Origin of the sequence: Dyella agri (genome assembly GCF_044904705.1) — a bacterium.
Taxonomy (GTDB): domain Bacteria; phylum Pseudomonadota; class Gammaproteobacteria; order Xanthomonadales; family Rhodanobacteraceae; genus Rhodanobacter_A; species Rhodanobacter_A agri.
Genome location: NZ_JADIKL010000008.1, coordinates 123,934 through 148,576, shown reverse-complemented (window position 1 = coordinate 148,576; position 24,643 = coordinate 123,934). Strand labels below are relative to the sequence as shown.

Here is a 24,643-nt window from a genome sequence, read left to right as displayed (position 1 = left end):
GGCGGAAAGCGACGGCTATTCTAGCTGCATCGCGTCTTGTACCCCTCCAGTCGCTCCGCTATGGTTGGCTGTCCGTCGGCTCGTCGCGTCCCACTTCGTCGCGTTTCCGTTCGAGCGTGACGTCGCTGTTTCCCGGGGAGCACCGCATGCTGTTCAAGCGCATCAAGCCGATCGACCAGATCATCGCCACGGCCGAGAAGAAAAGCCTCACCCGCCAGCTCGGCGCCTTCCAGCTCACCATGCTCGGCATCGGCGCGATCATCGGCACCGGCATCTTCGTGCTCACCGCCGAGGCGGGCCAGAAGGCCGGCCCCGGCATGATGATTGCGTTCGTGATCGCCGCGGTGGTCTGCGCGTTCGCCGCGCTGGCCTACGCGGAACTCGCCGCGATGGTGCCGGTGGCCGGCTCGGCTTACACCTACACCTACGGCGTGCTCGGCGAAGGCGTTGCTTGGATCGTGGGCTGGGCGCTGGTGCTGGAATACACCATCGCCGCCAGCACGGTGTGCGTGGGCTGGGCCGGTTACGTCAATGGCCTGCTTGCGCATGCCGGATTCGGTTTGCCGCACTTCCTGCAGGTGGGCCCGATGGACGGCGGCACCTTCAACCTGCTGGCCTGCCTGATCGGCCTTGCGATCACCGGTCTGCTGGTGATCGGCACCTCGAAGTCGGCCAAGGTCAACACGGTGCTGGTGCTGATCAAGATCGCCGCGCTCACCGCCTTCATCTTCGTCGCCCTGCCGGCGGTGAAGGACCAGAACTTCACGCCCTTCGTGCCGAACGGTTGGGGCAGCCCGATGGGTGGCATCGGCGTACTGGGCGCGGCGGCTTCGATCGTGTTCGCCTACATCGGCTTCGATGCCATCTCCACCGCGGCTGAAGAAACCAAGAACCCGAACCGCAACATCCCGATCGCCCTGATCGGCTCGCTGAGCGTGTGCACCATCTACTACCTGCTGGTGAGCTACGGCGCCGTGGGCTCGGTGGGCGCGCAGCCCATGCTGGGGCCGAACGGCCTGGCGCTCGAGCCGGGCACCCCGGCATTCGCCGCGGCCTGCGACGGTTCGCAGGCGCTGGTGTGCAGCAAGGAGGCGCTGGCCCACGTGGTGCGCCTGCTCAACCACAACACCGTCGCCTCCTGCATCGCCTTTGCCGCCGGCATCGCGCTGCCGTCGGTGATCCTGACGATGACCTACGGCCAGACGCGCATCTTCTTCACCATGTCGCGCGACGGCCTGCTGCCACACTCACTGGCGAAGATTCACCCGCGCTTTCACACGCCTCACGTGATCACGCTCATCACCGGCACCTTCGTGTCGCTGTTCGGTGCGCTGTTCCCGGTGGGCATCCTCGCCGACATCACCAACTCGGGCACGCTGTTCGCCTTCATCATGGTGGCCGTGGGCGTGCTGATCCTGCGCAAGACCCAGCCCGACCGTGCACGTCCGTTCCGCACCCCGATGCCGTGGCTGGTGTGCCCGCTGGCGGTGATCGGCTGCCTGCTGCTGTTCCTCAACCTGTCGAAGGAAGCCAAGATCACCTTCTTCGTGTGGGGTGCGATCGGCCTGGTTGTGTACTACCTCTACGGCTACCGCAAGAGCCACCTGGCCCGCGGCGTCGAGCCGGGCTGATCCCGCACTCACGCAAACCGACTGTTACGCCACCGGCACGACCACGTCGTGCCGGTTTCACGTCCGGAAGCCCCATGCTCAAGCAACTGCTCGCCCGCAAGACCGAATTCGGTACCGATGCTGCCCATGGCCTCACCCTGCAGCGCACGCTCGGACCCTGGGGCCTGACCGCGCTGGGCATCGGTGCGGTGATCGGCGGCGGCATCTTCGTGATCACCGGCCAGGCGGCAGCCGAGCATGCGGGACCGGCCATCGTCCTGTCGTTCATCATCGCGGCTATCTGCTGCAGCTTCACCGCGCTGTGCTACGCAGAATTCGCCACCCTGATCCCGATGTCGGGCAGTTCCTACTCCTACGCCTACGCCACACTGGGCGAACTGGTGGCCTGGTTCATCGGCTGGAACATGGTGCTGGAATACGGCGTGTCCGCCTCGGCGGTGGCGGTGAGCTGGACCGGCTACTTCACCAGCCTGCTCGACCACATGGGCCTGCATCTGCCCGCGGTGCTGACCAATGCGCCGCTGGCCTACCAAGGCGGCCACCTGGTCGCCACCGGTGCCTTGTTCAACCTGCCCGCAGTGGCGATCACGCTCGTGCTGACCTGGCTTTGCTATGTCGGCATCCGCGAATCCAGCGGCGCCAACCTGGCGATGGTGATCCTCAAGGTCGGCCTGATCGTGGTCGTGATCGTGGCCGGCTGGCAATACGTGAACCCGCACTACTGGGAACCCTTCATTCCGCCGTCGCAAGGGCCAGAGAAATACGGCTGGGCCGGCATCATGCGCGCGTCCACCCTGGTGTTCTTCGCCTATATCGGCTTCGAGGCCACCTCCACCGCCGCGCAGGAAGCGAAGAACCCGCAGCGCGACCTGCCGATCAGCACCCTCGTCTCGCTGGCGATCTGCACCGTGCTGTATATCGGCATGGCTGCGGTGATCACCGGCCTGTTGCCGTTCGACCAGCTGGGTACTTCGGAACCGGTGGTCACCGCGATCAAGGCGCACCCCGAACTTAGCGCGCTGCGCTGGGTGGTGGAGGTCGGCGCGCTGATCGGCCTGTCCTCGGTGGTGCTGGTGATGATCATCGCGCAGCCGCGCATCTTCATGATCATGGGCAACGACGGCCTGCTGCCGCCGGTGTTCGCGAAAATCCACCCGCGCTACAAGACCCCGCACATCAACACCGTGATCACCGGCCTCGGCATCGCCGCGCTGGCGGCGGTGTTCCCGCTGGACATCCTCGGCGACCTCGTCTCGATGGGCACGCTGATCGCTTTCGTCGCGGTCTGCGCTGGAGTACTGATCCTGCGCTACACCCACCCCGAGCTGCCGCGCACCTTCCGCGTGCCGTGGGCGCCAGTGATCTGCACATTGGGCGTCGTGTGCTGCCTCGGCCTGCTGTATTGGGAGAACTGGTATCAGTGGCTGATGATGGGCATCTGGACCGTGATCGGCCTGGCGATCTACTTCGGCTACGGCTATCGGCACAGCCATCTGCGCCGTTCGAAGGCGGGCGCGCAACAAGCCTGACCGGGGAATATCGCCGAATTTCGTCGAAGACGGCTCAATTTCGGTATATGCCACTCATCGTGAGCATTCGGGCCGGCAGTCCGGTTTTCCCCGGACTCGGCCCGCGCATTCAAAATAAGTTGTTGTTTTTGAATGACTTAACGGAATATTTCCGAAAGAATCTCGACTCTCGACCGCCCATTTGGCCCGGCCAGGGGTATCATCCCAAGTCCGAGGGTTGATCACTTGGCAGTGGGCCCCGGATCGCGGCCCGGTGCGTCAGGTGGGTAGCTCCTCAGCCTGACGCGCCGGGCAGCATTTTTCTCCCGCGACACCCTCCCCTTTCGATACCGCTCGCGCCCTTGGCGTGACGTCGACGCGTGTCTGCGTGACGCCATACGCAAAAAGGCCGGCAACACGTGCCGGCCTTCGTTGCGTTGAACAGGAATCGCGGTGCGCGCGATCAACCCGCCTTCGGCGAATGCGATACGCACCAACCCTTCGCGTTGACGGACTTGCCAGGGAACAGCGCGCAGGGACCGTAGCCACTCGGGCCGCCGGAATAGAACTGGCAGTTCGCGCAGTCGTCGCCAGCCTTGTGCTTCGGATTGGTGGTCTTGCTGGCGTCCTCCACGTAACCCAGCGCTTTGGCGGTCGGATCCGCATCGGTCACGTGCGGCAGATCGGCGGCGCGCGCGAAACGCGGCAGCCCGCCCATCACCACGGCAGCCGCCGTAGTGCCGGCAGCCACCTTAAGGAAGCGGCGACGCGATTCGAGATCTTTTTCGTTCGACATGGGCAAAACCTCCGTCTTTGAAGAATCCGGCGCAGCAAGCGGCGGGATGAATGAAGCTCGATGCGGCGATCTTAGCGCGTTTGTGCGCGACGCCCCCTGACTTGCGAGAATGGATCGCATTACTGCGGGGCGCGCCCGCCGCGCATGTTATAGTCGGCATCCATTTGGACGTCCATTTGCCATGCACCAGAAACTCCCGGACACGATTCCCGCCACTCTCTTTGCTGCGCGCGCCGACGCCATCGCCGACGCTGCGCGCGAGTTGGCGCTCGCCGGCTGGACACCCGCCACCAGCAGCAACTTTTCGATGCGCGTGGACGCCGATCACGCCGCGATCACCATCTCCGGCCGCGACAAGGGCAAGCTGGGCCGCGATGACATCATGCTGGTGGACATGCAAGGCCTCGCCGTGGGCACCGATGCCCGCCCCAGCGCGGAAACCGCGCTGCACACCCAGGTCTACCGCCGCTGGCCCGAAGCGCAGGTCGTGCTGCACACCCACTCGCGTACGCAGAGCGTAGCCTCGCGGCTGTTCGCGCAGGACGGTGCGGTGCGCCTGGAGGGTTGGGAGCTGCAGAAAGCCATCACCGGCCACACCACCCATGAAAGCGTGCTGGAAATCCCGGTATTCCCCAACACCCAGCATATGCCCGAGCTGGTAGAACGCGTGGACGCGTGGCTGGATGCCGGCAAGCCGCTCGCGGCCTACCTGATCAATGGCCACGGCATCTATACCTGGGGCCGCGACATGGCCGAGGCGCGCCGCCACCTGGAGGCGCTGGAATTCCTGCTGGGCTGCGAACTGGATCTGAGGGCCTATTCATGAGTCGTCTGCGCATCTTCGACGAAAGCCACCCCGAGGCACCGCTGTCCGTCCATGCCGAGCATGCGGCCATCACCAGCGAGCTCGCCAAGGTCGGCGTGCGCTTCGAACAGTGGGCCGCGAACCAGCCGATCGCCCCCGGCGCCAGCCAGGACGAGGTGATCGCCGCCTACCGCGGCGACATCGACCGCCTGATGCGCGAGGAAGGCTATCAGTCGGTGGATGTGATCAGCCTCAGGCCCGACCACCCCGAGCGCGCCGCGCTGCGCCAGAAGTTCCTCAGCGAACACACCCACAGTGAAGACGAGGTGCGTTTCTTCGTAGCCGGCGCCGGCCAGTTCACCTTGCACATCCAGGGCAAGGTCTACGACGTGCTGTGCGAACAAGGCGACCTGATCGGCGTGCCCGACGGCACCCGCCACTGGTTCGACATGAGCGAGGCGCCCTATTTCGTGGCGATCCGCCTGTTCACCAACAAGGACGGCTGGGTGGCGAATTTCACCGGCAGCGACATCGCGCTGGGATTCCCGCGCATGGAGCCCCTCGCCACCGCGAGTTAAGCCCCCCTTCCCTCCGGAAGAGGGCCCCGGGGAGAGGGCACGGACGCCAAGGCCGGGTAAACTGTGCGCTCGCCATTGCCACACAGCAGCCATGCCCGAAATCCGCGCCATCGTCACCGATATCGAAGGCACCACGAGCTCGATCAGCTTCGTCAAGGACGTGCTGTTTCCGTACGCGCGCAAGCGCCTGCCCGCCTTCGTCGAAACCCACGCCGACCGCCCCGAGTTGCAGCACTGGCTGCACGAGGCCGCGAAGGAAGCGGGCTACATCGAGGCCAGCCGGCAGGAAGTGATCGAGCTGCTGCTGCGCTGGATAGCCGAGGATCGCAAGTCCACCGCGCTGAAAGCGCTGCAAGGCATGATCTGGCAGGAGGGCTACGAAGCCGGCGACTACCGCGCCCATGTCTATCCCGAGGTGCCGGCGCGGCTGCGCGCCTGGCGTGCCGAGGGCCTGCGGCTGTACGTGTACTCCTCCGGCTCGGTCCCGGCGCAGCAGCTGTTCTTCGGCTACAGCGAGGCAGGCGACCTGACGCCGCTGTTCGCCGGTTACTTCGACACCGAAACCGGCCCCAAGCGCGAGCAGGCCTCCTACGAAAAGATCGCCGCGGCGATCGGCGAGCAGCCTGCGCACATCCTGTTCCTCTCCGACATCGTCGAGGAACTGGACGCCGCGCAGGCCGCGGGCTACCGCACCGGCTGGCTGCTGCGCCCGCCGCAGGCGCTGCCGGCGCAGCCACGTCACCCTGCCTACACCGATTTCGACGCAGTCACGCCCTGACCCCTAGCCGAGTCTCCGCATCATGCGCACCGTACTCACCGTCCTGCTCGCCTTCGCTGCCGGCGTGTTGCTGATGCTGTGGCTGCCGGGCTCCGCACCCGCACCCGCCAACTCAGCCGTTTCCGCCACGGCGACGTCGATCGGCGCCGCAACGGCCAGCTCCGTCGGAGACAGCGAGAGTGGCGACGACGATGAAGGCACCAACTGGCCGGATCAGGGCCCCACGCCAGAACAGGTGCTCTACGCCCAGCCGCAGATGCTGCACGACGCACTGGCGAATCTCGGTCCGCGCGTGCCCGGCAAACCCAACCTCTACCTGGTCGCCTTCGCCGGCGATGGCAGCCAGGACGTGTTCCGCAACGAGGCGGAATACGCGTCCAAGCTGTTCCGCCAGCGCTTCGGCGCGAGCGCCCACACCCTGGTGCTGGAGAACAACCCCGCCTCGCTCTCCACCCGCCCACTGGCCGGCTGGAGCAACCTGGAGGGCGCGCTGGACGGCCTTGCCAAGGTGATGCAACCCGACGACATCCTGATGCTCTACATGGCTACCCACGGCAGCGAAGACCACGAGCTGCTGGTGGACATGGACCCGCTGCCGCTGGACCAGATCGGCGCGCAGGACCTGGCCGACATCCTCAAGGAGCACCCGTTCAAGTGGAAGGTGGTGGTGGTCAACGCCTGCTACTCCGGCGGCTTCATCCCGCCGCTGGCCGGCGATGGCACCCTGGTGCTCACCGCCGCACGCAGCGACCGCAGCTCCTTCGGCTGCGGCAGCGAATCGGAGCTCACCTATTTCGGCCACGCCTGGCTGGTCGACGCGCTGAACCACACCGACCACTTCGTCGACGCCTTCGCCCACGCCAAAACCGAGATCGCACAGTGGGAGCAGCGCGACAAGCTCACGCCCTCAGAGCCGCAGAGCTACGTCGGCAAGGGCATCGAGGCACAGCTCGATGCATGGCGCAAGGGCATCACGGCGGGCCCAGCGGTGCCCTTCGCACCAGCACCACCTGCGCCCGCCAGCAGCGCCGCCACGGCGGACTAAGCGCCTGCGATCAGTGTCCGGCGTGCCGTTTCGCCAGCACGGCCACCGCATCGGCCAGTGACAGCCCGCGTGCGCGCAGCAGCACCGTGAGGTGGAACACCAGGTCCGCCGCCTCGCCGAGCAACGCTTCATCGCCTTGCGCCACAGCGGCGAGCGCGCTCTCCACACCTTCCTCGCCCACCTTCTGCGCGATGCGGCGCGTTCCGGCCTCGAACAGCTTGGTGGTGTAGCTGCCTTGCGGGCGCTCCGCGTGGCGCTGTGCCACCAGCGCATCAAGCTCGGCGAGGAAACCCAGCGGCGGACGCATGTCTTCGCCGAAGCAACTGGACGTACCCAGATGGCAGGTCGGCCCGTGCGGCTCGGCCTGCACCAGCAAGGTGTCGGCATCGCAGTCGATGCGGATGGATTTCAGCGCCAGCACATGGCCGGAGCTTTCGCCCTTCATCCACAACCGCTGCTTGCTGCGGCTCCAGAACGTCACCTTGCCGGTGGCCTGCGTGGCAGCCAGCGCCTCGGCATTCATGTAACCCAGCATCAGCACCTCGCCAGTCAGCCAATGCTGCACGACGACGGGAAGCAGGCCGTCGCCCTTGGGCCAGTCGAGGCGGGAGAGATCGGTGTGGATGTCGCTCATGAGTGATGCTCTCGTCGGTTCACGGACGAACGCGGATGCCCTGCTCGCACAGGTAACGCTTGAGTTCGGGGATGGCGATCGCGCCGGAGTGGAACACGCTGGCCGCCAGCGCACCGTCCACGTCGGCTTCGGTGAATGCATCGCGGAAATGCGCCGGCTCACCCGCACCGCCGGAAGCGATCAGCGGCACCTGGCAGAGCGCACGCACAGCCTTGAGTTGTTCGATATCGTAGCCCTGCCGCACGCCATCGCTGCCCATGCAGTTGAGCACGATCTCGCCAGCACCGCGCTGCTGCGCCTCGGCCACCCAGTCCAGCGTGCGGCGCGTCAGGGCGCGCGTCTTCGATGGATCGCCGGTGTACTGGCGCACGCGCCATTCGCCGTCGGCGTCACGCAGCGAATCCACGCCCACCACTACGCACTGCACGCCGAAGGCGGCGGCCAGCTCGTCGATCAGTTCCGGCCGTTCCAGCGCCGGCGAGTTCACCGACACCTTGTCCGCACCGGCATGCAATACGGCGCGCGCTTCATCCACCGAGCGGATGCCGCCGGCGACGCAGAACGGGATGTCGATCACCCGCGCCACCTTCTCTACCCAGCCGCGGTCCACGCTGCGCCCCTCGGGGCTGGCGGTGATGTCGTAGAACACCAGTTCATCGGCACCTTCGTCGCGGTAGCGCAGCGCGAGATCCACGATGCCACCCATCGTCACGTGGTCGCGGAAACGCACGCCTTTGACCACCTGACCGTCACGCACGTCGAGGCAGGGAATGATGCGGCGGCTCAGCATGCCAGCGCCTCCGCCACGGTGAAACGCCCTTCCAGCAGGGCGCGCCCCAGGATCACGCCACGCGCCCCGGCTTCACGGGCCGCGCGAATATCGTCCAGCGAGCGCACACCGCCGGAGGCCTGCACCGCCAGCTGCGGCACGGTGCCGGCGAGGTGCCGGTACAGGTCGAGGTTGAAGCCGGCCAGCATGCCGTCGCGGTCGATGTCGGTGCACAGCAGGTGGCGCGCGCCTTGCGCGGCGTACCACGGCGCCAGTTCGTCCAGCGTGCGCGACTCGGTTTCCGTCCAGCCTGCACTGGGCAGGCTCCAGCGCCCGCCGGTGCGGCGGGTGTCGAGGGCCAGCGTGAGGTGTTCGGCTCCATGTTCGCGCAGCCAGCCGGCCACGCGGTCGGGATCGCGGATCGCCACGCTGCCCACCACCACGCGGCTCACGCCGGCATCGAACAGGCGGCGCAGATCCGCGTCCTCGCGCACGCCGCCGCCGGCCTGCACCTGCATGCCGTCCTTCGTGATCGCCTCGATCACCGCCAGGTTGTCCAGCGTGCCGGAGCGTGCGCCGTCGAGATCGACCAGGTGCAGCCAGCGCGCACCCGCCTCGGCATAACGTCGCGCCACGGCGCGTGGATTGTCCGAATAAGTAGTCTGCTGCGCGTAGTCGCCCTGCTTCAGGCGCACCACGCGGCCTTCGCGCAAGTCGATGGCAGGAATGACCGTGAACGTCATAGCGCTAGGAAATTCTTGAGGAGCTTCGCGCCGACGGCGGCGGAACGCTCGGGGTGGAACTGCATGCCGTGGAAGTTGCCGCCCGCGACCACGGCGGAGAACGCATCGCCATAGTCCGCAGTGGCCAGCGTCCACTCGCCCGTGGGCACCGCGTAGCTGTGCACGAAATACGCTTGCTCGCCCGCGTCCAGCCCGGTCAGCAGCGGATGTTCCTGTTGCACCGACAGCGGGTTCCAACCCATGTGTGGCACGCGCAGACCGGGACGCTCGGCGAAGCGGCGCACCTCCGCCGGAATCAGGCCGAGGCACTCGGTATCGCCCTCCTCCGAATGCGCGCAGAGCAATTGCATCCCCAGGCACACGCCCAGCACCGGCTGGGTCAGCGATCGCAACAGCTCGACCAGTCCCAGCTCGCGCAGGCGCGCCATGCCCGGGCCTGCCGCGCCGACGCCGGGCAGGATCACTTTGTCGGCGCCACGGATCGCCGCGGCATCCGAGGTCAGCGCCGCATCCGCGCCCAGGCGCTGCAAGGCATAGCGCACCGAGCCGATATTGGTGCCACCCGCATCGACCAGCACGACGCTCATCAAAGCGTCCCCTTGGTGCTGGGCAGTTCGTCGCCTTCGCGGCGGATCGCCTGGCGCAGCGTGCGCGCCACCACCTTGAAGCAGGCCTCGATCATGTGATGCGCGTTCTCGCCGCGCACCGACAGATGCAGGTTCGCGCCCAGCGTCTCGCACAACGAGCGAAAAAAGTGCGGCACCATCTCGACCGCCAGCTCGCCCACGCGCTCACGCGGAAACTGGCCTTCGAATACGAAGTACGGACGGCCGGACAGATCCAGCCGCGCTTCCGCCGCACTCTCGTCCATCGGCAGCGCAAAACCGTAACGGCCGATGCCGCGCTTGTCGCCCAGGGCCTGCTTCAGCGCCTGGCCCAGGGCCAGGCCACAGTCCTCGATGGTGTGATGATCGTCGATGTGGATGTCGCCGTCGCAGCTCAGCTCCAGCGCGAAACCGCCGTGCTTGCCGATCTGCTCCAGCATGTGGTCGAAGAAACCGAGGCCGGTGTGTGCCTTGGGCTCCGCAATGCGGTCCAGATCCACCCGCACGCGAATGCGGGTTTCCTTGGTGTTGCGCACCACCTCGGCGACGCGCGGGGCGTCCAGCACCTGGTGCGCCAGCTCGTCCCAGGCGATGCCTTGCGGCCCTACCCGGAAACCGCGCACGCCGAGGTTGGCGGCGAAGCACAGATCGGTCTCGCGGTCGCCGACCATCAACGAGGCGGCGCGGCTCCAGCCGTCGTCGGCCAGCCATCCGCGCATCATGCCGACGCCCGGTTTGCGCGTGTCCAATCCCTCGTGCGGAAAACTGCGGTCGATCAGCACTTCGCGGAAACGGATGCCCTGCGAGGACAGGATGCGCATCAGCAACTCATGCGGGCCGGTGAAATGCGCCTCGGGGAAACGATCGGTGCCCAGCCCGTCCTGGTTCGTCACCATCACCAGCTCGTAGCCTGAAGCGACGAAGCGCTGCAGCGCGGCGATCACGCCCGGCAGCAGGGCCAGCTTCTCGTAGCTGTCGATCTGCTCGTCCGCCGGCTCCTCGATCAGGCAACCATCGCGATCGACGAAGAGGATGCGGCGAGCGCTCATGCCGCCCCTCGCGCCATCGACCGGTCCGCCAGCACGGCCAGCACGCGTTCGTTCTCCGCCGGCGTACCGATGGTGATGCGCAGCGCATCGTCCAGGCCCGGGTAACGCCGCACGTCGCGTACCACGATGCCGGCCTCGAACAGCCGCTGGTAGGCGGCGCCGGCATCGTCGAAACGCACAGTCAGGAAATTCGCCTGCGAGGGCAGCACGGCGCGCACGCCCGGCAAACCCGCCAAGGCCGCCCGCAGGCGAACCCGCTCGGCCCGCACGATGTCGATATGCGCGCGTGCGTTCGCCTGCCCCCAGCCCGACAGCGCGAGCAAGGCCGCATTCACGCTGGGCAACGGCAGCGGATACGGTGGCATGATCCGGCGCAGCAGCGCCACCACGTCCGGGTGCGCCAGCAGGGAGCCTACGCGCGCGCCGGCCAGCGCCCAGGCCTTGGACAAGGTGCGCAGCACGGCAAGGTTGTCGTAACGGTCGAGCAGATCGGCCACGCTGCCTTCGTCGGCGAACTCTACATAAGCCTCGTCCACTACCAGCAACGCACGGCCGGCCAGCGCCCGCGCCAGGCGTTCGATGTCGGCGCGCGGCACCACGCTGCCTGCAGGGTTGTTCGGCGTGCAGACGAACACCAGCTTCACCGCACTGGTCACTGCCGCCAGCGTGGCGCCCATGTCCAGCGTGAAGTCGCGGCGCAACGGTGCCTCGATCACGCCTGCATCCTGGATGCGCGCGCATACCGCGTACATGCCGAAAGTGGGCGGCTGGATCAGGATTGTGTCGCGTCCGGCACGGCAGAACGCACGCACCAGCAGGTCGATCGCCTCGTCGCTGCCGCGGCCTACCAGCACCTGTTCGCGGCGCACGCCATACAGCCGCGCCAAGGCATCCACCAACGCGGCGGGTTGCGGCTCCGGGTAGCGGTTGCAGCCCGTGCCGCCGTCCCCGGTCGGCGCCCATGCGGATTCGTTCGCGTTGAGCAGCAATTGGCCACCGCTGGCTTCCATCCGTGCCGAGGAATACGGCTGCAAGGCACGGATTTCCGCACGTGCCAGATCGAGCACACTCATGTCATTGACTCCAGTTCGGCCAATCGCAGCGTCACCGCGCGGCGATGCGCCTCCAGTTGTTCGGCGGCGGCCAGCGTGGCAGTGCACGGGCCGATGCCGCGCAAGCCGCCGGCGCTGAGCTCCTGCACCGTTATCTGCTTCTGATAGCTCGCCACCGACACGCCGCTGTAGCTGCGCGCGTAGCCATAGGTGGGCAGCACGTGGTTGCTGCCACTGCAATAGTCGCCTACCGATTCGGGCGTCCACGCGCCGAGGAAGACGGAACCGGCGCTCTCGATGCCATCCAGCAGCACCCGTGGTGCGACCACCTGCACGATCAGGTGCTCGGGCGCATAGCGGTTGCTCACTTCGACCGCCTGCGGCAACGAGGCGACCTTGATCAGGCGGCTTTGCGCCAGCGCCAGCCGGGCGATTTCCGCGCGCGGCAGTTCAGCGCACTGCCGCGCGACCTCACGTTCGACGCGATCCAGCAGCGCGACGGAATCGCTGAGCAGGATCACCTGCGAATCCGGCCCATGCTCGGCCTGGGACAGCAGGTCCGCGGCGACGAAGGCGGGATTCGCCGCCACGTCGGCGATCACCAGCACCTCGGACGGCCCGGCCGGCATGTCGATCGCCGCGCCATCGGGCTCGGACGACACCTGCAGCTTGGCCTCGGTGACCCAGGCATTGCCGGGGCCGAACAGCTTGTCGCACTTCGGCACGGAAGCCGTGCCGTAAGCCATCGCCGCGATCGCCTGCGCGCCGCCCAGCTTGAACACCTTGTGCACGCCGGTGAGGCGCGCGGCATACAGCACCGCCGGATCGCAACGGCCGTCGCTACGCGCGGGTGAGCACAGCACGACTTCGCGGCAGCCCGCGATGCGCGCGGGCACGCCCAACATCAATGCGGTGGACGGCAGCGGCGCGCTGCCCGCCGGCACGTACAGGCCCACGCGCGTGATCGGCCGCAGTATGCGTTCCACCCGCACGCCGGGTGCGGTGTCCACGCTGACCGGCTGCGGCGCGGCGGCACGATGGAAGGCCTCGATGCGTGCGGCGGCCTCGCGGATCGCCGTCTTCAAGACCGGATCGAGCGACGCCTCGGCAGCCGCGAATTCGTCCTCGGCGACGTCGAGGGCATTCAAGGCGCAGCCGTCGTATTTCGCGCTCAACTCGCGCAAGGCCGCATCGCCGCGCGCGCGTACCGCCGCGATGATGCCACTGACGCCTTCGCGCAACGCCGCCGCGCGCGACTGCGCCGGGCGCGCCAGCGCTTCGCTGCGCTCTTGTTCGTCCAACGCGTTCCAGTCGATCCGTTTCATGCCAGCCAGCTCTTCATGCCAACATCTTCTCCACCGGCAGCACGAACATCTCGCGCGCGCCGGCCTTCTTGATCTCTTCCAGCTGACGCCAGCTCACCTCGCCCGCACACAACGCCTGCAGCATCAGCTGGTCGGGTTGGCCGGCCACCGGCAGCAAGGTCGGCTGCGGACCGCCGGGCAGCAGCCGGGTCACCGCATCCAGCGCGGCGCGCGGCGTCTGCAGCAGCAACAGGCGCGATTCGCGCACCTGGATCACGCCGTCCAGCCGCTTCAGCAGCAGCTCGATCAGGTCGCCACGCTCGTCCGCCGGCAACGCCTGTGGGCCGGCCAGCACCGCCTCGCTCTCCAGCAGCACATCGACCTCGCGCAACTGGTTCGCCACCAAGGTGCCGCCGCTCTGTACCAGGTCGCAGATCGCGTCCGCAGTACCCAGCTTCGGCGCGATCTCCACCGAACCGGCCAGGGTCACCACGCCGGCCTCGACGCCATGCTCGCGCAGCCATGCGCCGAGCAAGCCGGGATACGAAGTGGCGATGCGCCGTCCGGATAGTTGCGCGGGCTCGCTGTAGTCGAATTCCTGCGGCACCGCGATGGAAAGCCGGCAACGCCCGAAGCCCAGCGGCCGCAGCTCGGCCAGCGGCTCGCTGTCGCGACCGGTTGTGACACGGAACTCGTCGAGCACGTTGCGGCCCACGATGCCCAGCTCGCACACGCCCTGGGCGATCAGGCCGGGGATGTCGTCGTCGCGCACCAGCAGCAAGTCCACCGGCTCGCCCTCGCCGAAGCAGAACAGCTTGTCGCGGCTCTGCCGGAACGTGAGGCCACAACGCTTGAGCAATTCCAGCGCCGGCTCGGTCAGCCGCCCGGATTTCTGCATCGCGATGCGCAGGCGGTCGCGCGGCCTCATGCGCGTGCCTTCTTGCTGGCAGCGCGACGGCGCGAGGCGCGCGCGGCGGCGGCCAGGTAGCCACCGTTGCCCTGGGTGAGGAAACGCGCCACGCGGCCGATCGTGGTGATGCTCACCGCGGTGCGCTCGTGGATCTCGCGGTAGGACACGCCGTCGAGCAGATACGGCACCACGCGCCAGCGGTCCACCAGCACCTCCAGCTCGGCCGGCGTGCACAGGTCGCGCAGGAAGGCATCCATCTCCCCGGCATCCTTCAGCGACAACAACGCCAGGCACAGGCTCTGCTCGGCCGACTCGACGGGCGTCTCGGGATCCAGCGATCGACGTTTCATAATGTATTAGCGCATTAGTACAATGGATCGCATTGTAAGGACCGCCGGCACCCTGCGCAAGCGGCCGCTGCCGCGCCGGTTCAGCGCACCGTCACGGCGCACCCGTCGATCAACATCCCGGTCTGGCAAGCGCCCATAAAAAAACCCCGCCTAGGCGGGGTCTTTCGTGATGCGTGGTCGCTGCGACTCAGGCCGACTTCTTCTTCGGCGCGGCCTTCTTCACAGCCACCGGCTTGGTCACGGTCGGCTTGGCGCCGACCACGGCCGGCTGCGCACCGTGCACGCGGGTATTGCCGTAGCTGCCACGATAGGTCTTGCCGCGACGGGTCTTGCGATCGCCCTTGCCCATGGAAATCTCCTCAATGCGTGATGGTGGATCATGATAGCAGCGCCATCGCCGACGCCATAGCCGGGTCAGCCGTGGCCCGCACAGCCCCGCGACTGGTCGAGGCAGGCTTCCGGGTCGATCTGCACGGTGACGTGCTCGATGCCGAAACGCTCGCCCAGCAGGCAGTTGATCGCGCGCAGCGCCTGCGCGGCGGCGGCCGGATCGTGCAGCTCGGCGTGCAAGGTCGCCATGCGCGAGCCGGAAGCCAGCTGCCATACGTGCAGATGATGGATGCCGCGGATCGAGGCATCGGCACCGCGCAGCGCGGCCTCCACCTCGGCGCTGTCCATGCCGTCCGGCACACCTTCGAGCAGGATATGCGCGGAACGGCGCAGCAGGCGCCACGCGCTGCCCAGGATCAGCACCGCCACCAGCAGCGACAGCACCGGGTCGGCCCACAGCCAGCCGAACGCGCGGATCGCCAGGGCCGCCAGCACCGCCGCCACCGAGCCCAGCACGTCACCGAGCACATGCAGGCTGGCGCCAGCCAGGTTCACGTCGTCATGCGCATGGCCGTGCAGGCTGCGCAACACCAACAGGTTCACCAGCAGGCCGATAATGGCCACGATCAGCATCATGCCCGAGAGGATCTCGCCCGGATGCAGCAGACGCTGGACTGCCTCCCACGCCACCCAGGCCACCAGCACGAACTGGCTGAGTGCGTTGACGAAGCCGACCAGCACCTCCATCCGCCCATAGCCGTAGCTGCGTCGTGCGTCTGCCGGCCGCAATGCCATGCGCGCGCCGACGAAGGCCATCAGCAAGGCCAGTGCATCCACCATCATGTGGCCGCCGTCGGTGAGCAGAGCCAGCGAGCCCGACCACAGGCCGCCGGCCACTTCTGCCAGCATGGTCAGCGTGGTCAGCACAAAGGCCAGCAGCAGCTTGCGGCCGCGCACGCTGGCATGCGGCGCATGATCGTGGTCGTGATCGTGGGCATCCGCCGGGTGCGGATGTTCGTGATGGTGTGGGGAAGCGACGCTCATGCGTGCATGCTAGGAAGCACGGGCGGCGTTACACAATCACCGCGGTGCGGGAATTCAATGCGCGCACTGCGGGCCGTGCACATGCGCCACGGCAAGACCATGCCGGCGATCGATGTACAGGTTCACGAAATGCGCCGAAGCCACCAGCAGGCCGCCGCAGGTCACCATCACGCTATGCACGGCGATCGGATACGCCGATGCCCAGGTGACGCCTAGCAGCAGCAACGCCAACCCCGGCACCGCCAGCAGCAGCGGCAATGGCCGGTGATGACGGCGATAGCCGCCGACCAGGGCGAACAGCGCCAGCGTGGCGGCGAACATCACGAAGCCGCGCTCGAAACGGTGCCCGGCCAGGAAACCGAGACCAAGCAAGGGCAGCACGGTCAATACGAACGGCAACAGCGCGCAGTGGACCGCGCACAGGAACGAGGCCGTGGCGCCCAGGCGGTCGGCCAGATGCCACCAGCGCGCGGATTTCGACGCATCGCCCACGGCAGCAGGCCCCATCGTCATGGGGTCCAGCAGCACGGTGTCGCCTTCGGCGGAGCTTCCGATCCGGTCCATGCGAATAATGTTACTTTATAACAATCGCGCTGCACAAGCGGCTTGCCCGGACAGCGGCGTCCCGGCATCAGGACTTGCGGCAGCGCTTGCAGACGCCGTGCACTTCCAGCGTCTGCGCCTGGGCACGGAAGCCCAGCGCCTTGGCCTGAACCTCGATCAATTCGGCGACGCGCTCGTCGCACACTTCCTCGGCGCCGGAGCAGACGTCGCAGATCAGGAACGGCACCTGATGCGCCTCGGCGGGGTGATGGCAGGAAACGAAGGCGTTGATCGATTCCAGCTTGTGGATGAAGCCCTGCTCCAGCAGGAAATCCAGCGCGCGGTAGACCGTGGGCGGCGCCGCGTTGCCGTGTTTCTCGCGCAGCTGGTCAAGCAAGTCGTAGGCCTTCACCGGCTTGGCCGCAGCGGCCACCAGCTCCAGCACCTCCATGCGCAGCGGGGTGAGGCGCAGGCCGCGCTGCTCGCTGACGTGGGCCACCTCGCGCACGAAACCCTTCGCATCATGGTGATGCGAATGGTGGGCATGCGGCTTGCTGGCGGCGTCGTGGGCCAAGGGGTCTCTCCTCGCAGACGATCATACATGCAGGTCTACGGGCAGGAAGATGCGGCCGTTTGCCGGCAAGTCAACGCGACAACGGCGGCGGCGCGGCCCGCGGTTTGCCGCGCGGGCGCAGCAGCAGCGCGATCCAGCCGATCGGCCCCAGTACCAGGGACCACACGACGCCCTCCCACAGGCGACCGCGCCACCAGCCCAGCAGCGCCCCTACCGCGACGAACTGCAGGTTCCACCAGAACAACGCGACCCAAGGCACCATCGCCCACAGATTGAAGAACACGCGCCAGAACGCGTCCGGCGCGTCGGGATCGACACCTTGCATGGCGCGGGCGAGCAGCTCATGCATGGCGTCGGCGCCCTGCCCGCTCGATCAGCCGCGGGCCAGCGCCAGCGCGTGGTCGATGCGCTTCAGCGCCTCGTCGCGCCCGGCGAGATAGATGGTGTGGTCGATCGACGGCGACACCTGGGTGCCGGTCATCGCCACGCGCAGCGGCTGCGCGATCTTGCCCATGCCCAGCTCCAGCCTGGCGGCCACCTGCTCGATCACGCCGTGGATCGGCTCCGGCCGCCACTCGACGGCGGCCAGCAGCTCCCTGGCCGCTTCCAGCACGGCGGCGGCACTGTCGTTCTTCAAGTGCTTGGCGACGGCTTTGTCGTCCCACTCGGCGATCGGGCCGTACCAGATCTTCGCCCGCTCGGCCATTTCCTTCAGCGTGTGCACGCGGTCGCGCAGCGCCACGATCACGTCGGCCGGCGCCGGGCCATTCGCCGTGGCAATGCCGGCGCGCGCCAGGTGCCACGCGAACTCGGGCGCCAGCACGGCGGGATCGTCGGTCTTCAGGTAATGCTGGTTCAGCCAGTTGAGCTTCTCGGTGTCGAAGCGCGAGGCGGCCTTGTTGACGTCAGCGATGTCGAACAGGCGGATCATCTCCTCGCGCGAGAAGATCTCCTGGTCCCCGTGCGACCAGCCGAGGCGCACCAGGTAGTTGAGGATCGCGTGCGGGAGATAGCCTTCCTCCCGGTACTCCATCACGCTGACCGAATTGGTGCGCTTGGAGAGCTTCTTGCCCTCCTTGTCCAGGATCATCGGCAGGTGCGCGAACTCCGGCACCGACGCGCCCAGCGCGTGGTAGATGTTGATCTGGCGCGGCGTGTTGTTGACATGATCATCGCCGCGGATCACCTCGGTGATGCCCATGTCGATGTCGTCCACCACCACGGCGAAGTTGTAGGTGGGCCAGCCGTCCGAGCGGAAGATGACGAGATCGTCCAGCTCGGCGTTGGACCACTCCACCCGCCCCTTCACCTTGTCCTCGAACACCACCGTGCCCTCCAGCGGGTTCCTGAAGCGGATCACGCGGTTCGGATCGTCGCGGAAGGGTTCGTTGCGGTCGCGGTAGTAGCCGTTGTAGCGAGGCTTCTCGCCTTTCGCCATGGCGGCCTCGCGCATCGCCTCGATCTCGTCCTTGCTCTCGTAGGCGTAATACGCCTTGCCCTCGGCAAGCAGGCGCTCCGCCACCTCCTTGTAACGGGCGAGGCGCCGGGTCTGGTAGACCGGGGCTTCATCGGCGGAAAGCTCCAGCCAGGCCATCGCATCGAGGATCGCCTGCACGGCCTCGTCGGTGGAGCGTTCGCGGTCGGTGTCCTCGATGCGCAGCACGAAGTCGCCGCCGCGCCGGCGCGCCTCCAGCCAGCAATACAGCGCGGTGCGCGCGCCGCCGATGTGCAGGAAACCGGTAGGGCTGGGGGCAAAGCGGGTACGGACGGTCATCGAGATCGTGGCTATCGGATGAAATGCGCGATTTTACCCGATAGCCAATGGCCGTTTAACGGTGGCCGGAGGTTTCGCAAGCCCATTGCCGGCAGATTTCCACGTTCGGATCGACGGCAAAGGCACCGAACGCTTTGGAACCCGGCCAGTCCAAGTGCAACGGCAGCATGGCGGCGGATGATTCGCTGTAATCGATCCGGGGCGCGTCATCGGCCGTCTTCGGGGCTGGCAACAGGACATATTTCACGTAGACCAACGGTCTATGCACGGCCGGCTTCGCCGGCGCCGGCACGATCTGGGGTCCGGGAACGCCGGCCGCCCACGCTGCGGCCGGAATCGCCAAGGCCAGAACGAGCGACATGCGTTTCATCGGGCGCCTCCGCGGGGAATCCGGGTCGACTCGGCCGGGATAGTACGCTCATCCACTCGCGCCTCCACCCAGGCATGCCGGCGCAACGAAATACAGGGATGAAGCTCCGCCGACACGGGCACATTCATCGATCCGCGCCGGCATCGCCGCCTTGCAGGCATCCGCCCGGTGCGCGGCGGCGCCTGCTGGCGGCAACCCGGGCCACGGCTACCTGCCACGGCGCCATGCCTGCCGTACCGGGTGCCGGCGACATCACCTGCAGCAAGAGGCCTCCCGGGCCGCTGCCTCGCTCGCGGTAGCCACGGCGGCACGCGGTGGCTGAGCACCGGTCTCCTGCTGGAATTCCAGCCCGGCAGGCCGCCACCGTCATCACCGCGTCACACATCCGCCACCCGCACGCAAACCTGCGCGATCAAGCTGTCTGCGGACTACGTGAGAGCAGCCGTCATGCGCATCGGTATCGTCAGCGAAACCTGGCCGCCGGAGATCAACGGTGTCGCCCTCACCGTGCACGGGCTGGCTGCCGGGCTCGCCGCGCGCGGCCATGCGATCGACGTGGTGCGGCCGCGCCAGGCGCGGCAGAGCGTGGCCGACCCGCACTTCGAGACCTTGTTCACCCGCGGCGTGGCCTTGCCGCGCTATCCCGGCCTGCGCTTCGGCCTGCCGGCCGGACAGGCCCTGCACGAGCGCTGGGCGCAGGAACGCCCCGACGCGATCTACATCGCCACCGAAGGCCCGCTGGGCTGGTCGGCGCTGCGCACGGCCTGCGCCCTGCGCATTCCGGTGGCAACCGGTTTCCACACGCGCTTCGACAGCTATGTCGGCCACTACGGCCTGCGCTGGCTGACCTCGCTGGTGCGCGGCCACCTGCGTCGCTTCCACAGCCGTGCCGTCGCGACTCTCGTGCCTACCGATGCGCTGGCGCAGGAGCTCGCTGCACTCGGCGTGGACAATGCGCGCCTGCTGCGCCGCGCGGTGGACACGCAACTGTTCCATCCCGACCGGCGCGACCCGGCGTTGCGCGCGCAATGGGGCGTCGATGCCGGCACGCCGGTGGTGCTGTACGTGGGCCGCATCGCGCCAGAGAAGAATCTCGACCTGGCGGTGCAAGCCTTCCGCGCCGCGCAACGGAAGCAGCCGGCGCTGCGTTACGTATGGGTGGGCGACGGTCCCGCGCGCGCCGCACTGCAGGCGGCACATCCGGATTTCATCTTCGCCGGCATGCAGCGTGGCGAAGCGCTGGCGCGGCACATCGCCAGCGCCGACCTGTTCCCCTTCCCCAGCCTCAGCGAGACCTTCGGCAACGTGATCCTGGAGGCCATGGCCTGCGGCCTGCCGGTGGTGGCTTACCACGAGGGCGCGGCGCGCGAGCATCTGCGCGACGGCTACAACGGCTACCGCATCGCCTCCGGCAACGCGGCCGAATTCGTCGAGGCGACCGTCAGGCTGGCCAACAACCCCGGCCTGATCCGCCACATGGGCCGCCGCGCACACGAAGGCGTGGCGCGTCTGTCGCCGGAACGCGTGATCCGCGAATTCGAAACCCTGCTGCGCGAACTCGCCGAGGAGCAGCACCATGAACACGATACCGTCGTCGTCCATGCCTAGAACCGTCGCCTTCGACCGCCGCGTCTGCGTGGCGGCCAACCGCTGGGGCACGCGCCGCGCGGTGGGCACTTGCTTCGGCGCGATCAGCCGGCTCGGCGACGGCATGTTCTGGTACGCGCTGATGTTCGCCCTGGCCGCGCTGGAAGGCCGCCGCGGCCTGTATGCCGCGGCGCAGATGGCCATTACCGGCCTGGCTGCTCTGCTGCTCTACCGCCTGCTGAAAAAGTACACGCGCCGGCCGCGTCCGTTCCGCGCCTGCCCGGGTGTGATAGCGCACGTGCCGCCGCTGGACGAGTTCAGCTTCCCGTCCGGCCACACCTTGCAGGCAGTCAGCTTCACCATCGTGGCAGTGGCCTGGTTTCCGCTGCTGGCGCCGCTGCTGGTGACGTTCACCGTGCTGATCGCCACTTCGCGCGTGGTACTCGGCCTGCACTACCCCAGCGATGTATTGGCCGCGATCGGCATCGGCGGCGCGCTCGGCACACTGTCCTTGTGGCTGGCGCACATCGCAGCGACGCTAGGCTGAGCAATTCCTGCGCACCGCGTCGAACGCTGTTTTGCGCTCAGACACTTGCGACACCTATCCACAGGCTGTGCCCACATGCTTCCACACGAACTGTGGAAAACCCGCGCCGCGCTGCGCATAAATTCGTCAACGCGTGCCAAGTGCTTGTCGTCAAAGCACCGAATGCGGCTTGTCCACAGCTTTGTCGGACAAACATCCACATCGCCTGTGGAAAACCCCGGCGCGAAAACGACGATGCCGCCCAAGGGCGGCATCGTGCATCGAGGATCGGGCAAGCATCACGCCGCGCGCGGCGCCTTCTGCATCAGGTTGAGCAGGTCGGCCAGCTTGTCGCGCATCTCGCGGCGGTCGATGATCATGTCGATCGCGCCGTGCTCGAGCAGGAACTCGGAACGCTGGAAGCCTTCGGGCAAGGTCTCGCGCACGGTCTGCTCGATCACGCGCGGACCGGCAAAGCCGATCAGCGCCTTCGGCTCGCCGATGTTGATGTCGCCCAGCATGCCCATGCTGGCGGAGACGCCACCGGTAGAAGGATTGGTCAGCACGCTGATGTAGGGCACGCCGGCATCGCGCAGCTTCGCCAGCACCGCAGAGGTCTTGGCCATCTGCATCAGCGAGAACAGGCCTTCCTGCATGCGCATGCCGCCGCTGGCGGCGAAGCACACCAGCGCGCTCTTTTCGGCCAGCGCGCGCTCGCCGGCGCGGGCGAACTTCTCGCCGCCCACCGAGCCCATCGAGCCGCCGACGAAGGCGAACTCGAACGCGGTGGCGACCAGCGGCCGGCCCTTCAGGCGGCCGCTCATCGCGATCAGGGAGTCCTTCTCGCCGCTGGACTTCTGCGAGGCCACGATGCGGTCGCGGTATTTCTTGGAGTCGCGGAACTTCAGCGGGTCGGTGGCCTCCATACTCGGCCACAGCTCCTGCGTGGAACCCTCGTCGAGCAGCGCGAGCAATCGCGTGCGGGCACGGATCGCATGGTGATGCCCGCACTTGGGGCAGACCATCAGGTTGCGCTCCAGCTCCGGCTTGTACAGCACCGAGCCGCATCCGGCGCACTTCTCCCACACACCCTCGGGCACCTTGCCCTTGCCGGCGTTGGAGCCGTGCGTCCGCGCACGCGGGGTCATGATTTTCTGCAGCCAGTTCATAGCGACACCTCTGGTGAAGCGTGCATTCTAGCCGAGAACCGGGATACGTCCCGGACGCCCGCGTGTGGTGCGCGGCGTGCGGTCAGGCGCAGCCGTCAGCCGGCATCCAGCGCGGCACGGATCGGCGCCAGGAAACCGCTGACACGGTCCTCGACTTCCGCCGCCGACGCTGCGCCTGCCAGCCGCTCCACCAGCGCGCTGCCGATTACCACCGCGTCGGCGAAACCGGCGATGGCCTTCGCACTTTCGGCATCGCGCACGCCGAAGCCCACCGCCACCGGCGCGTTTGCATGGCCACGGATGTCGGCCACGCGCTCGGCGATGTCCGTGGTGCTCAGCCGTGCGGCGCCGGTAATGCCGGCGAAGGATACGTAGTAGAGGAAACCCGCGGCCGCCGCACACAGTTTCGCCAGGCGCTCCGGCGCCGTGGTGGGTGCGGCGAGCAGGATCTGCCTGAGGCCCGCTTCCCGCAATGGCAGCAGTACCGCCGATTCCTCCAGCGGGCAGTCCACCACCAGCACGCCGTCCACGCCGGCCTGCACGGCCTCTGCGGCGAAGCGCGCATAGCCGTGGATCTCGATGGGGTTGAGGTAGCCCATCAACACGACCGGCGTGTCGTTGTCGCGCTGGCGGAACTGCGCCACCCAACCGAGCACCTTGGCCAGACCTACGCCCGCGGCAATCGCCCGCTCGCTGGCGTGCTGGATCACCGGGCCGTCGGCCATGGGGTCGGAGAACGGCACACCCAGTTCGATCAGGTCGGCGCCGGATTCGACCAGGGCGTGCATCAGCGCCACCGCGTGTTCGGGCGAAGGATCGCCCGCCGTGACGAAGGGGATCAGTCCGGTGCGGCCGGCGGCCTTGAGCGCTGCAAAGCGACGGTCGATGCGATTCATACCTGCACTCCTTCGCGCGCCGCGATCGTGTGCACGTCCTTGTCGCCGCGACCAGAAAGATTGCACAGCACGATGCCGTCCTTCGGATACTCGCGGGCCAGCTTGATCGCCTGGGCGACCGCGTGGCTGGATTCCAGCGCGGCGAGGATGCCCTCGGTGCGCGCCAGCAAATGGAAAGCCTCCAGCGCTTCGTCGTCGGTGACGCCGACATAGTCGGCGCGACCCGCATCCTTCAGGAAGGCATGCTCCGGGCCCACGCCGGGGTAATCCAGGCCCGCCGACACCGAATGCGTCTCGGTGATCTGGCCGTCGTCGTCGCACAGTACGTAAGTGCGGTTACCGTGCAGCACACCAGGGCGACCCGCGGCCAGCGAAGCTGCATGATGCCCGGTGGCAATCCCTTCGCCCGCCGCCTCGGCGCCGACGATGCGCACGTCGCGGTCGTTGAGGAAGGCATGGAACAGGCCGATCGCATTCGAACCGCCGCCCACGCAGGCGGTCAGCACGTCAGGCAGCCGGCCGTACTGCTCCAGCAGCTGCGCGCGCGCCTCGCGGCCGACGATGGCGTTGAAGTCGCGCACCATCAGCGGATACGGATGCGGGCCGGCCACGGTGCCGATGATGTAGAAGGTGTCGGCCACGTTGGTGACCCAGTCGCGCATCGCCTCGTTCAAGGCGTCCTTCAGCGTCTTCGAACCGGACGTCACCGGCACCACCTCGGCGCCGAGCAGCTTCATGCGGTAGACGTTGATCTTCTGCCGCTCGATATCGGTGGCGCCCATGTAAACCACGCACTTCAGGCCCAGCCGCGCCGCCACCGTGGCGCTGGCCACGCCGTGCTGGCCGGCGCCGGTCTCGGCGATGATGCGGGTCTTGCCCATGTGCCGCGCCACCAAGGCCTGGCCCACGGTGTTGTTGATCTTGTGCGCGCCGGTGTGGTTGAGGTCCTCGCGCTTGAGCAGGATGCGCGCGCCACCCACGTGCTTGGTCAGCCGCTCGGCGAAATACACCGGGCTGGGCCGGCCCACGTAATGCGTGAGATCGCGGTCGAGCTCGGCAATGAAGGCCGGATCCTTGCGCAGGCGCAGGTAGGCATCGGTCAGCTCGGCCAGCGGCGCCATCAGCGTTTCGGCGACATAGCTGCCACCGAACTGGCCGAAGCGTCCCTGGGCATCGGGGAAGGCGTGGAAATCCCGGATCTCGGGCATGGCGGCTCCAACGGAAAGCGGCGGCGACAGGCTCACACCTTAGCGCCTGCGCACCCCGCGAAAAA

The 24,643-nt window shown here is 67.5% G+C and carries 28 protein-coding genes; 8 read left to right on the top strand and 20 right to left on the bottom strand.

What is annotated here, in order from left to right; translation table 11 throughout:
- Nucleotides 1–146: 146 nt before the first annotated feature.
- Both ISP14_RS14440 and ISP14_RS14435 read left to right on the top strand, forming a co-directional pair.
- Nucleotides 147–1,631: an amino acid permease gene (locus ISP14_RS14440; protein WP_404541138.1), complete on the top strand. Its 1,485-nt coding sequence runs from the start codon at nucleotides 147–149 to the stop codon at nucleotides 1,629–1,631.
- A gap of 74 nt (nucleotides 1,632–1,705) precedes the next feature.
- Nucleotides 1,706–3,160 (top strand): amino acid permease, encoded by a 1,455-nt coding sequence (locus tag ISP14_RS14435; RefSeq protein WP_404541137.1) that lies wholly within the window; start codon nucleotides 1,706–1,708, stop codon nucleotides 3,158–3,160.
- Between the two features lie 442 nt (nucleotides 3,161–3,602).
- Here the strand turns inward: ISP14_RS14435 and ISP14_RS14430 are convergent, their stop codons facing one another.
- Nucleotides 3,603–3,935, bottom strand: coding sequence for a high-potential iron-sulfur protein (locus ISP14_RS14430; protein ID WP_404541136.1), 333 nt, complete (start codon nucleotides 3,933–3,935; stop codon nucleotides 3,603–3,605).
- Between the two features lie 181 nt (nucleotides 3,936–4,116).
- Here ISP14_RS14430 and ISP14_RS14425 point away from each other — a divergent pair, with 181 nt between their 5' ends.
- The 4 genes from ISP14_RS14425 (at nucleotide 4,117) to ISP14_RS14410 (ending at nucleotide 7,141) form a co-directional block, all read left to right on the top strand.
- Nucleotides 4,117–4,761, top strand: a complete 645-nt coding sequence (locus ISP14_RS14425; protein WP_404541135.1) for a methylthioribulose 1-phosphate dehydratase — start codon at nucleotides 4,117–4,119, stop codon at nucleotides 4,759–4,761.
- Nucleotides 4,758–5,318 (top strand): 1,2-dihydroxy-3-keto-5-methylthiopentene dioxygenase, encoded by a 561-nt coding sequence (locus tag ISP14_RS14420; protein WP_404541133.1) that lies wholly within the window; start codon nucleotides 4,758–4,760, stop codon nucleotides 5,316–5,318. The genes ISP14_RS14425 and ISP14_RS14420 overlap by 4 nt, the downstream gene beginning before the upstream one ends.
- Nucleotides 5,319–5,409: 91 nt before the next feature.
- The gene (gene mtnC, locus ISP14_RS14415) at nucleotides 5,410–6,096 is read left to right on the top strand and encodes an acireductone synthase (protein ID WP_404541131.1); all 687 of its coding nucleotides are present in this window, start codon (nucleotides 5,410–5,412) and stop codon (nucleotides 6,094–6,096) included.
- 22 nt (nucleotides 6,097–6,118) lie between these two features.
- On the top strand, nucleotides 6,119–7,141 hold the full coding sequence (locus ISP14_RS14410) for a C13 family peptidase (RefSeq protein WP_404541129.1): 1,023 nt from the start codon (nucleotides 6,119–6,121) through the stop codon (nucleotides 7,139–7,141).
- Nucleotides 7,142–7,151: 10 nt separating this feature from the next.
- On the opposite strand, the gene hisIE is transcribed toward ISP14_RS14410, so the two are convergent.
- The 16 genes from hisIE to ISP14_RS14330 form a co-directional block, all read right to left on the bottom strand.
- Entirely contained in the window at nucleotides 7,152–7,775 is a 624-nt protein-coding gene (hisIE, locus tag ISP14_RS14405; protein ID WP_404541127.1) for a bifunctional phosphoribosyl-AMP cyclohydrolase/phosphoribosyl-ATP diphosphatase HisIE, read from the bottom strand.
- A gap of 19 nt (nucleotides 7,776–7,794) precedes the next feature.
- The gene (gene hisF, locus ISP14_RS14400) at nucleotides 7,795–8,565 is read right to left on the bottom strand and encodes an imidazole glycerol phosphate synthase subunit HisF (RefSeq protein WP_404541125.1); all 771 of its coding nucleotides are present in this window, start codon (nucleotides 8,563–8,565) and stop codon (nucleotides 7,795–7,797) included.
- Nucleotides 8,559–9,287, bottom strand: a complete 729-nt coding sequence (gene hisA / locus ISP14_RS14395) for a 1-(5-phosphoribosyl)-5-[(5-phosphoribosylamino)methylideneamino]imidazole-4-carboxamide isomerase (RefSeq protein WP_404541124.1) — start codon at nucleotides 9,285–9,287, stop codon at nucleotides 8,559–8,561. The genes hisF and hisA overlap by 7 nt, the downstream gene beginning before the upstream one ends.
- On the bottom strand, nucleotides 9,284–9,874 hold the full coding sequence (gene hisH, locus ISP14_RS14390; protein ID WP_404541122.1) for an imidazole glycerol phosphate synthase subunit HisH: 591 nt from the start codon (nucleotides 9,872–9,874) through the stop codon (nucleotides 9,284–9,286). Before hisH ends, hisA begins: the two co-directional genes overlap by 4 nt.
- On the bottom strand, nucleotides 9,874–10,941 hold the full coding sequence (gene hisB, locus ISP14_RS14385; protein ID WP_404541120.1) for a bifunctional histidinol-phosphatase/imidazoleglycerol-phosphate dehydratase HisB: 1,068 nt from the start codon (nucleotides 10,939–10,941) through the stop codon (nucleotides 9,874–9,876). Before hisB ends, hisH begins: the two co-directional genes overlap by 1 nt.
- Nucleotides 10,938–12,014 carry a histidinol-phosphate transaminase gene (gene hisC / locus ISP14_RS14380; RefSeq protein ID WP_404541118.1) on the bottom strand — a complete coding sequence of 359 codons (1,077 nt, stop codon included), beginning with the start codon at nucleotides 12,012–12,014 and terminating at the stop codon, nucleotides 10,938–10,940. Before hisC ends, hisB begins: the two co-directional genes overlap by 4 nt.
- Nucleotides 12,011–13,318 carry a histidinol dehydrogenase gene (gene hisD / locus ISP14_RS14375; RefSeq protein WP_404541116.1) on the bottom strand — a complete coding sequence of 436 codons (1,308 nt, stop codon included), beginning with the start codon at nucleotides 13,316–13,318 and terminating at the stop codon, nucleotides 12,011–12,013. Before hisD ends, hisC begins: the two co-directional genes overlap by 4 nt.
- A gap of 13 nt (nucleotides 13,319–13,331) precedes the next feature.
- Complete coding sequence (gene hisG / locus ISP14_RS14370; RefSeq protein ID WP_404541114.1) at nucleotides 13,332–14,225, bottom strand: ATP phosphoribosyltransferase; 894 nt, start codon at nucleotides 14,223–14,225, stop codon at nucleotides 13,332–13,334.
- On the bottom strand, nucleotides 14,222–14,557 hold the full coding sequence (locus tag ISP14_RS14365; protein WP_404541112.1) for a YerC/YecD family TrpR-related protein: 336 nt from the start codon (nucleotides 14,555–14,557) through the stop codon (nucleotides 14,222–14,224). The genes hisG and ISP14_RS14365 overlap by 4 nt, the downstream gene beginning before the upstream one ends.
- Nucleotides 14,558–14,744: 187 nt before the next feature.
- The gene (locus ISP14_RS14360; RefSeq protein ID WP_404541110.1) at nucleotides 14,745–14,906 is read right to left on the bottom strand and encodes a 30S ribosomal protein THX; all 162 of its coding nucleotides are present in this window, start codon (nucleotides 14,904–14,906) and stop codon (nucleotides 14,745–14,747) included.
- A gap of 65 nt (nucleotides 14,907–14,971) precedes the next feature.
- Nucleotides 14,972–15,931: a cation diffusion facilitator family transporter gene (locus ISP14_RS14355; RefSeq protein WP_404541108.1), complete on the bottom strand. Its 960-nt coding sequence runs from the start codon at nucleotides 15,929–15,931 to the stop codon at nucleotides 14,972–14,974.
- Between the two features lie 54 nt (nucleotides 15,932–15,985).
- Nucleotides 15,986–16,438: a MerC domain-containing protein gene (locus tag ISP14_RS14350; RefSeq protein ID WP_404541300.1), complete on the bottom strand. Its 453-nt coding sequence runs from the start codon at nucleotides 16,436–16,438 to the stop codon at nucleotides 15,986–15,988.
- A gap of 124 nt (nucleotides 16,439–16,562) precedes the next feature.
- Nucleotides 16,563–17,048, bottom strand: coding sequence for a transcriptional repressor (locus ISP14_RS14345; RefSeq protein ID WP_404541106.1), 486 nt, complete (start codon nucleotides 17,046–17,048; stop codon nucleotides 16,563–16,565).
- A gap of 70 nt (nucleotides 17,049–17,118) precedes the next feature.
- Nucleotides 17,119–17,397: a hypothetical protein gene (locus tag ISP14_RS14340; RefSeq protein WP_404541104.1), complete on the bottom strand. Its 279-nt coding sequence runs from the start codon at nucleotides 17,395–17,397 to the stop codon at nucleotides 17,119–17,121.
- A 24-nt stretch (nucleotides 17,398–17,421) separates the two neighbouring features.
- On the bottom strand, nucleotides 17,422–18,822 hold the full coding sequence (gltX, locus tag ISP14_RS14335; RefSeq protein ID WP_404541102.1) for a glutamate--tRNA ligase: 1,401 nt from the start codon (nucleotides 18,820–18,822) through the stop codon (nucleotides 17,422–17,424).
- Nucleotides 18,823–18,877: 55 nt separating this feature from the next.
- Entirely contained in the window at nucleotides 18,878–19,192 is a 315-nt protein-coding gene (locus ISP14_RS14330) for a hypothetical protein (RefSeq protein ID WP_404541099.1), read from the bottom strand.
- A gap of 447 nt (nucleotides 19,193–19,639) precedes the next feature.
- Here ISP14_RS14330 and ISP14_RS14325 point away from each other — a divergent pair, with 447 nt between their 5' ends.
- The gene (locus ISP14_RS14325) at nucleotides 19,640–20,800 is read left to right on the top strand and encodes a glycosyltransferase family 4 protein (protein WP_404541096.1); all 1,161 of its coding nucleotides are present in this window, start codon (nucleotides 19,640–19,642) and stop codon (nucleotides 20,798–20,800) included.
- Nucleotides 20,769–21,326: a phosphatase PAP2 family protein gene (locus ISP14_RS14320; protein ID WP_404541094.1), complete on the top strand. Its 558-nt coding sequence runs from the start codon at nucleotides 20,769–20,771 to the stop codon at nucleotides 21,324–21,326. The genes ISP14_RS14325 and ISP14_RS14320 overlap by 32 nt, the downstream gene beginning before the upstream one ends.
- A 278-nt stretch (nucleotides 21,327–21,604) precedes the next feature.
- Here the strand turns inward: ISP14_RS14320 and accD are convergent, their stop codons facing one another.
- From accD to trpB, 3 genes are all read right to left on the bottom strand, one after another.
- On the bottom strand, nucleotides 21,605–22,474 hold the full coding sequence (gene accD / locus ISP14_RS14315; protein WP_404541092.1) for an acetyl-CoA carboxylase, carboxyltransferase subunit beta: 870 nt from the start codon (nucleotides 22,472–22,474) through the stop codon (nucleotides 21,605–21,607).
- 95 nt (nucleotides 22,475–22,569) lie between these two features.
- Complete coding sequence (gene trpA / locus ISP14_RS14310; RefSeq protein ID WP_404541090.1) at nucleotides 22,570–23,370, bottom strand: tryptophan synthase subunit alpha; 801 nt, start codon at nucleotides 23,368–23,370, stop codon at nucleotides 22,570–22,572.
- Nucleotides 23,367–24,578, bottom strand: a complete 1,212-nt coding sequence (gene trpB / locus ISP14_RS14305; RefSeq protein ID WP_404541088.1) for a tryptophan synthase subunit beta — start codon at nucleotides 24,576–24,578, stop codon at nucleotides 23,367–23,369. Before trpB ends, trpA begins: the two co-directional genes overlap by 4 nt.
- Nucleotides 24,579–24,643: the final 65 nt, after the last annotated feature.

Excerpts from the sequence above, each read along its gene's own strand:
- ISP14_RS14410 (WP_404541129.1), top strand. The coding sequence starts at position 6,119 with ATGCGCACCGTACTCACCGTCCTGCTCGCCTTCGCTGCCGGCGTGTTG.
- ISP14_RS14425 (WP_404541135.1), top strand. The coding sequence starts at position 4,117 with ATGCACCAGAAACTCCCGGACACGATTCCCGCCACTCTCTTTGCTGCG.
- ISP14_RS14420 (WP_404541133.1), top strand. The coding sequence starts at position 4,758 with ATGAGTCGTCTGCGCATCTTCGACGAAAGCCACCCCGAGGCACCGCTG.
- hisC (WP_404541118.1), bottom strand. The coding sequence starts at position 12,014 with ATGAGTGTGCTCGATCTGGCACGTGCGGAAATCCGTGCCTTGCAGCCG.
- ISP14_RS14330 (WP_404541099.1), bottom strand. The coding sequence starts at position 19,192 with ATGAAACGCATGTCGCTCGTTCTGGCCTTGGCGATTCCGGCCGCAGCG.
- mtnC (WP_404541131.1), top strand. The coding sequence starts at position 5,410 with ATGCCCGAAATCCGCGCCATCGTCACCGATATCGAAGGCACCACGAGC.
- ISP14_RS14320 (WP_404541094.1), top strand. The coding sequence starts at position 20,769 with ATGAACACGATACCGTCGTCGTCCATGCCTAGAACCGTCGCCTTCGAC.
- ISP14_RS14350 (WP_404541300.1), bottom strand. The coding sequence starts at position 16,438 with ATGGGGCCTGCTGCCGTGGGCGATGCGTCGAAATCCGCGCGCTGGTGG.
- ISP14_RS14430 (WP_404541136.1), bottom strand. The coding sequence starts at position 3,935 with ATGTCGAACGAAAAAGATCTCGAATCGCGTCGCCGCTTCCTTAAGGTG.
- ISP14_RS14325 (WP_404541096.1), top strand. The coding sequence starts at position 19,640 with ATGCGCATCGGTATCGTCAGCGAAACCTGGCCGCCGGAGATCAACGGT.
- ISP14_RS14340 (WP_404541104.1), bottom strand. The coding sequence starts at position 17,397 with ATGCATGAGCTGCTCGCCCGCGCCATGCAAGGTGTCGATCCCGACGCG.
- hisB (WP_404541120.1), bottom strand. The coding sequence starts at position 10,941 with ATGAGCGCTCGCCGCATCCTCTTCGTCGATCGCGATGGTTGCCTGATC.
- accD (WP_404541092.1), bottom strand. The coding sequence starts at position 22,474 with ATGAACTGGCTGCAGAAAATCATGACCCCGCGTGCGCGGACGCACGGC.
- hisA (WP_404541124.1), bottom strand. The coding sequence starts at position 9,287 with ATGACGTTCACGGTCATTCCTGCCATCGACTTGCGCGAAGGCCGCGTG.
- hisF (WP_404541125.1), bottom strand. The coding sequence starts at position 8,565 with ATGCTGAGCCGCCGCATCATTCCCTGCCTCGACGTGCGTGACGGTCAG.
- gltX (WP_404541102.1), bottom strand. The coding sequence starts at position 18,822 with ATGACCGTCCGTACCCGCTTTGCCCCCAGCCCTACCGGTTTCCTGCAC.
- hisD (WP_404541116.1), bottom strand. The coding sequence starts at position 13,318 with ATGAAACGGATCGACTGGAACGCGTTGGACGAACAAGAGCGCAGCGAA.
- ISP14_RS14435 (WP_404541137.1), top strand. The coding sequence starts at position 1,706 with ATGCTCAAGCAACTGCTCGCCCGCAAGACCGAATTCGGTACCGATGCT.
- ISP14_RS14365 (WP_404541112.1), bottom strand. The coding sequence starts at position 14,557 with ATGAAACGTCGATCGCTGGATCCCGAGACGCCCGTCGAGTCGGCCGAG.
- ISP14_RS14360 (WP_404541110.1), bottom strand. The coding sequence starts at position 14,906 with ATGGGCAAGGGCGATCGCAAGACCCGTCGCGGCAAGACCTATCGTGGC.
- hisH (WP_404541122.1), bottom strand. The coding sequence starts at position 9,874 with ATGAGCGTCGTGCTGGTCGATGCGGGTGGCACCAATATCGGCTCGGTG.
- ISP14_RS14355 (WP_404541108.1), bottom strand. The coding sequence starts at position 15,931 with ATGAGCGTCGCTTCCCCACACCATCACGAACATCCGCACCCGGCGGAT.
- hisIE (WP_404541127.1), bottom strand. The coding sequence starts at position 7,775 with ATGAGCGACATCCACACCGATCTCTCCCGCCTCGACTGGCCCAAGGGC.
- trpA (WP_404541090.1), bottom strand. The coding sequence starts at position 23,370 with ATGAATCGCATCGACCGTCGCTTTGCAGCGCTCAAGGCCGCCGGCCGC.
- ISP14_RS14440 (WP_404541138.1), top strand. The coding sequence starts at position 147 with ATGCTGTTCAAGCGCATCAAGCCGATCGACCAGATCATCGCCACGGCC.
- trpB (WP_404541088.1), bottom strand. The coding sequence starts at position 24,578 with ATGCCCGAGATCCGGGATTTCCACGCCTTCCCCGATGCCCAGGGACGC.
- hisG (WP_404541114.1), bottom strand. The coding sequence starts at position 14,225 with ATGAGGCCGCGCGACCGCCTGCGCATCGCGATGCAGAAATCCGGGCGG.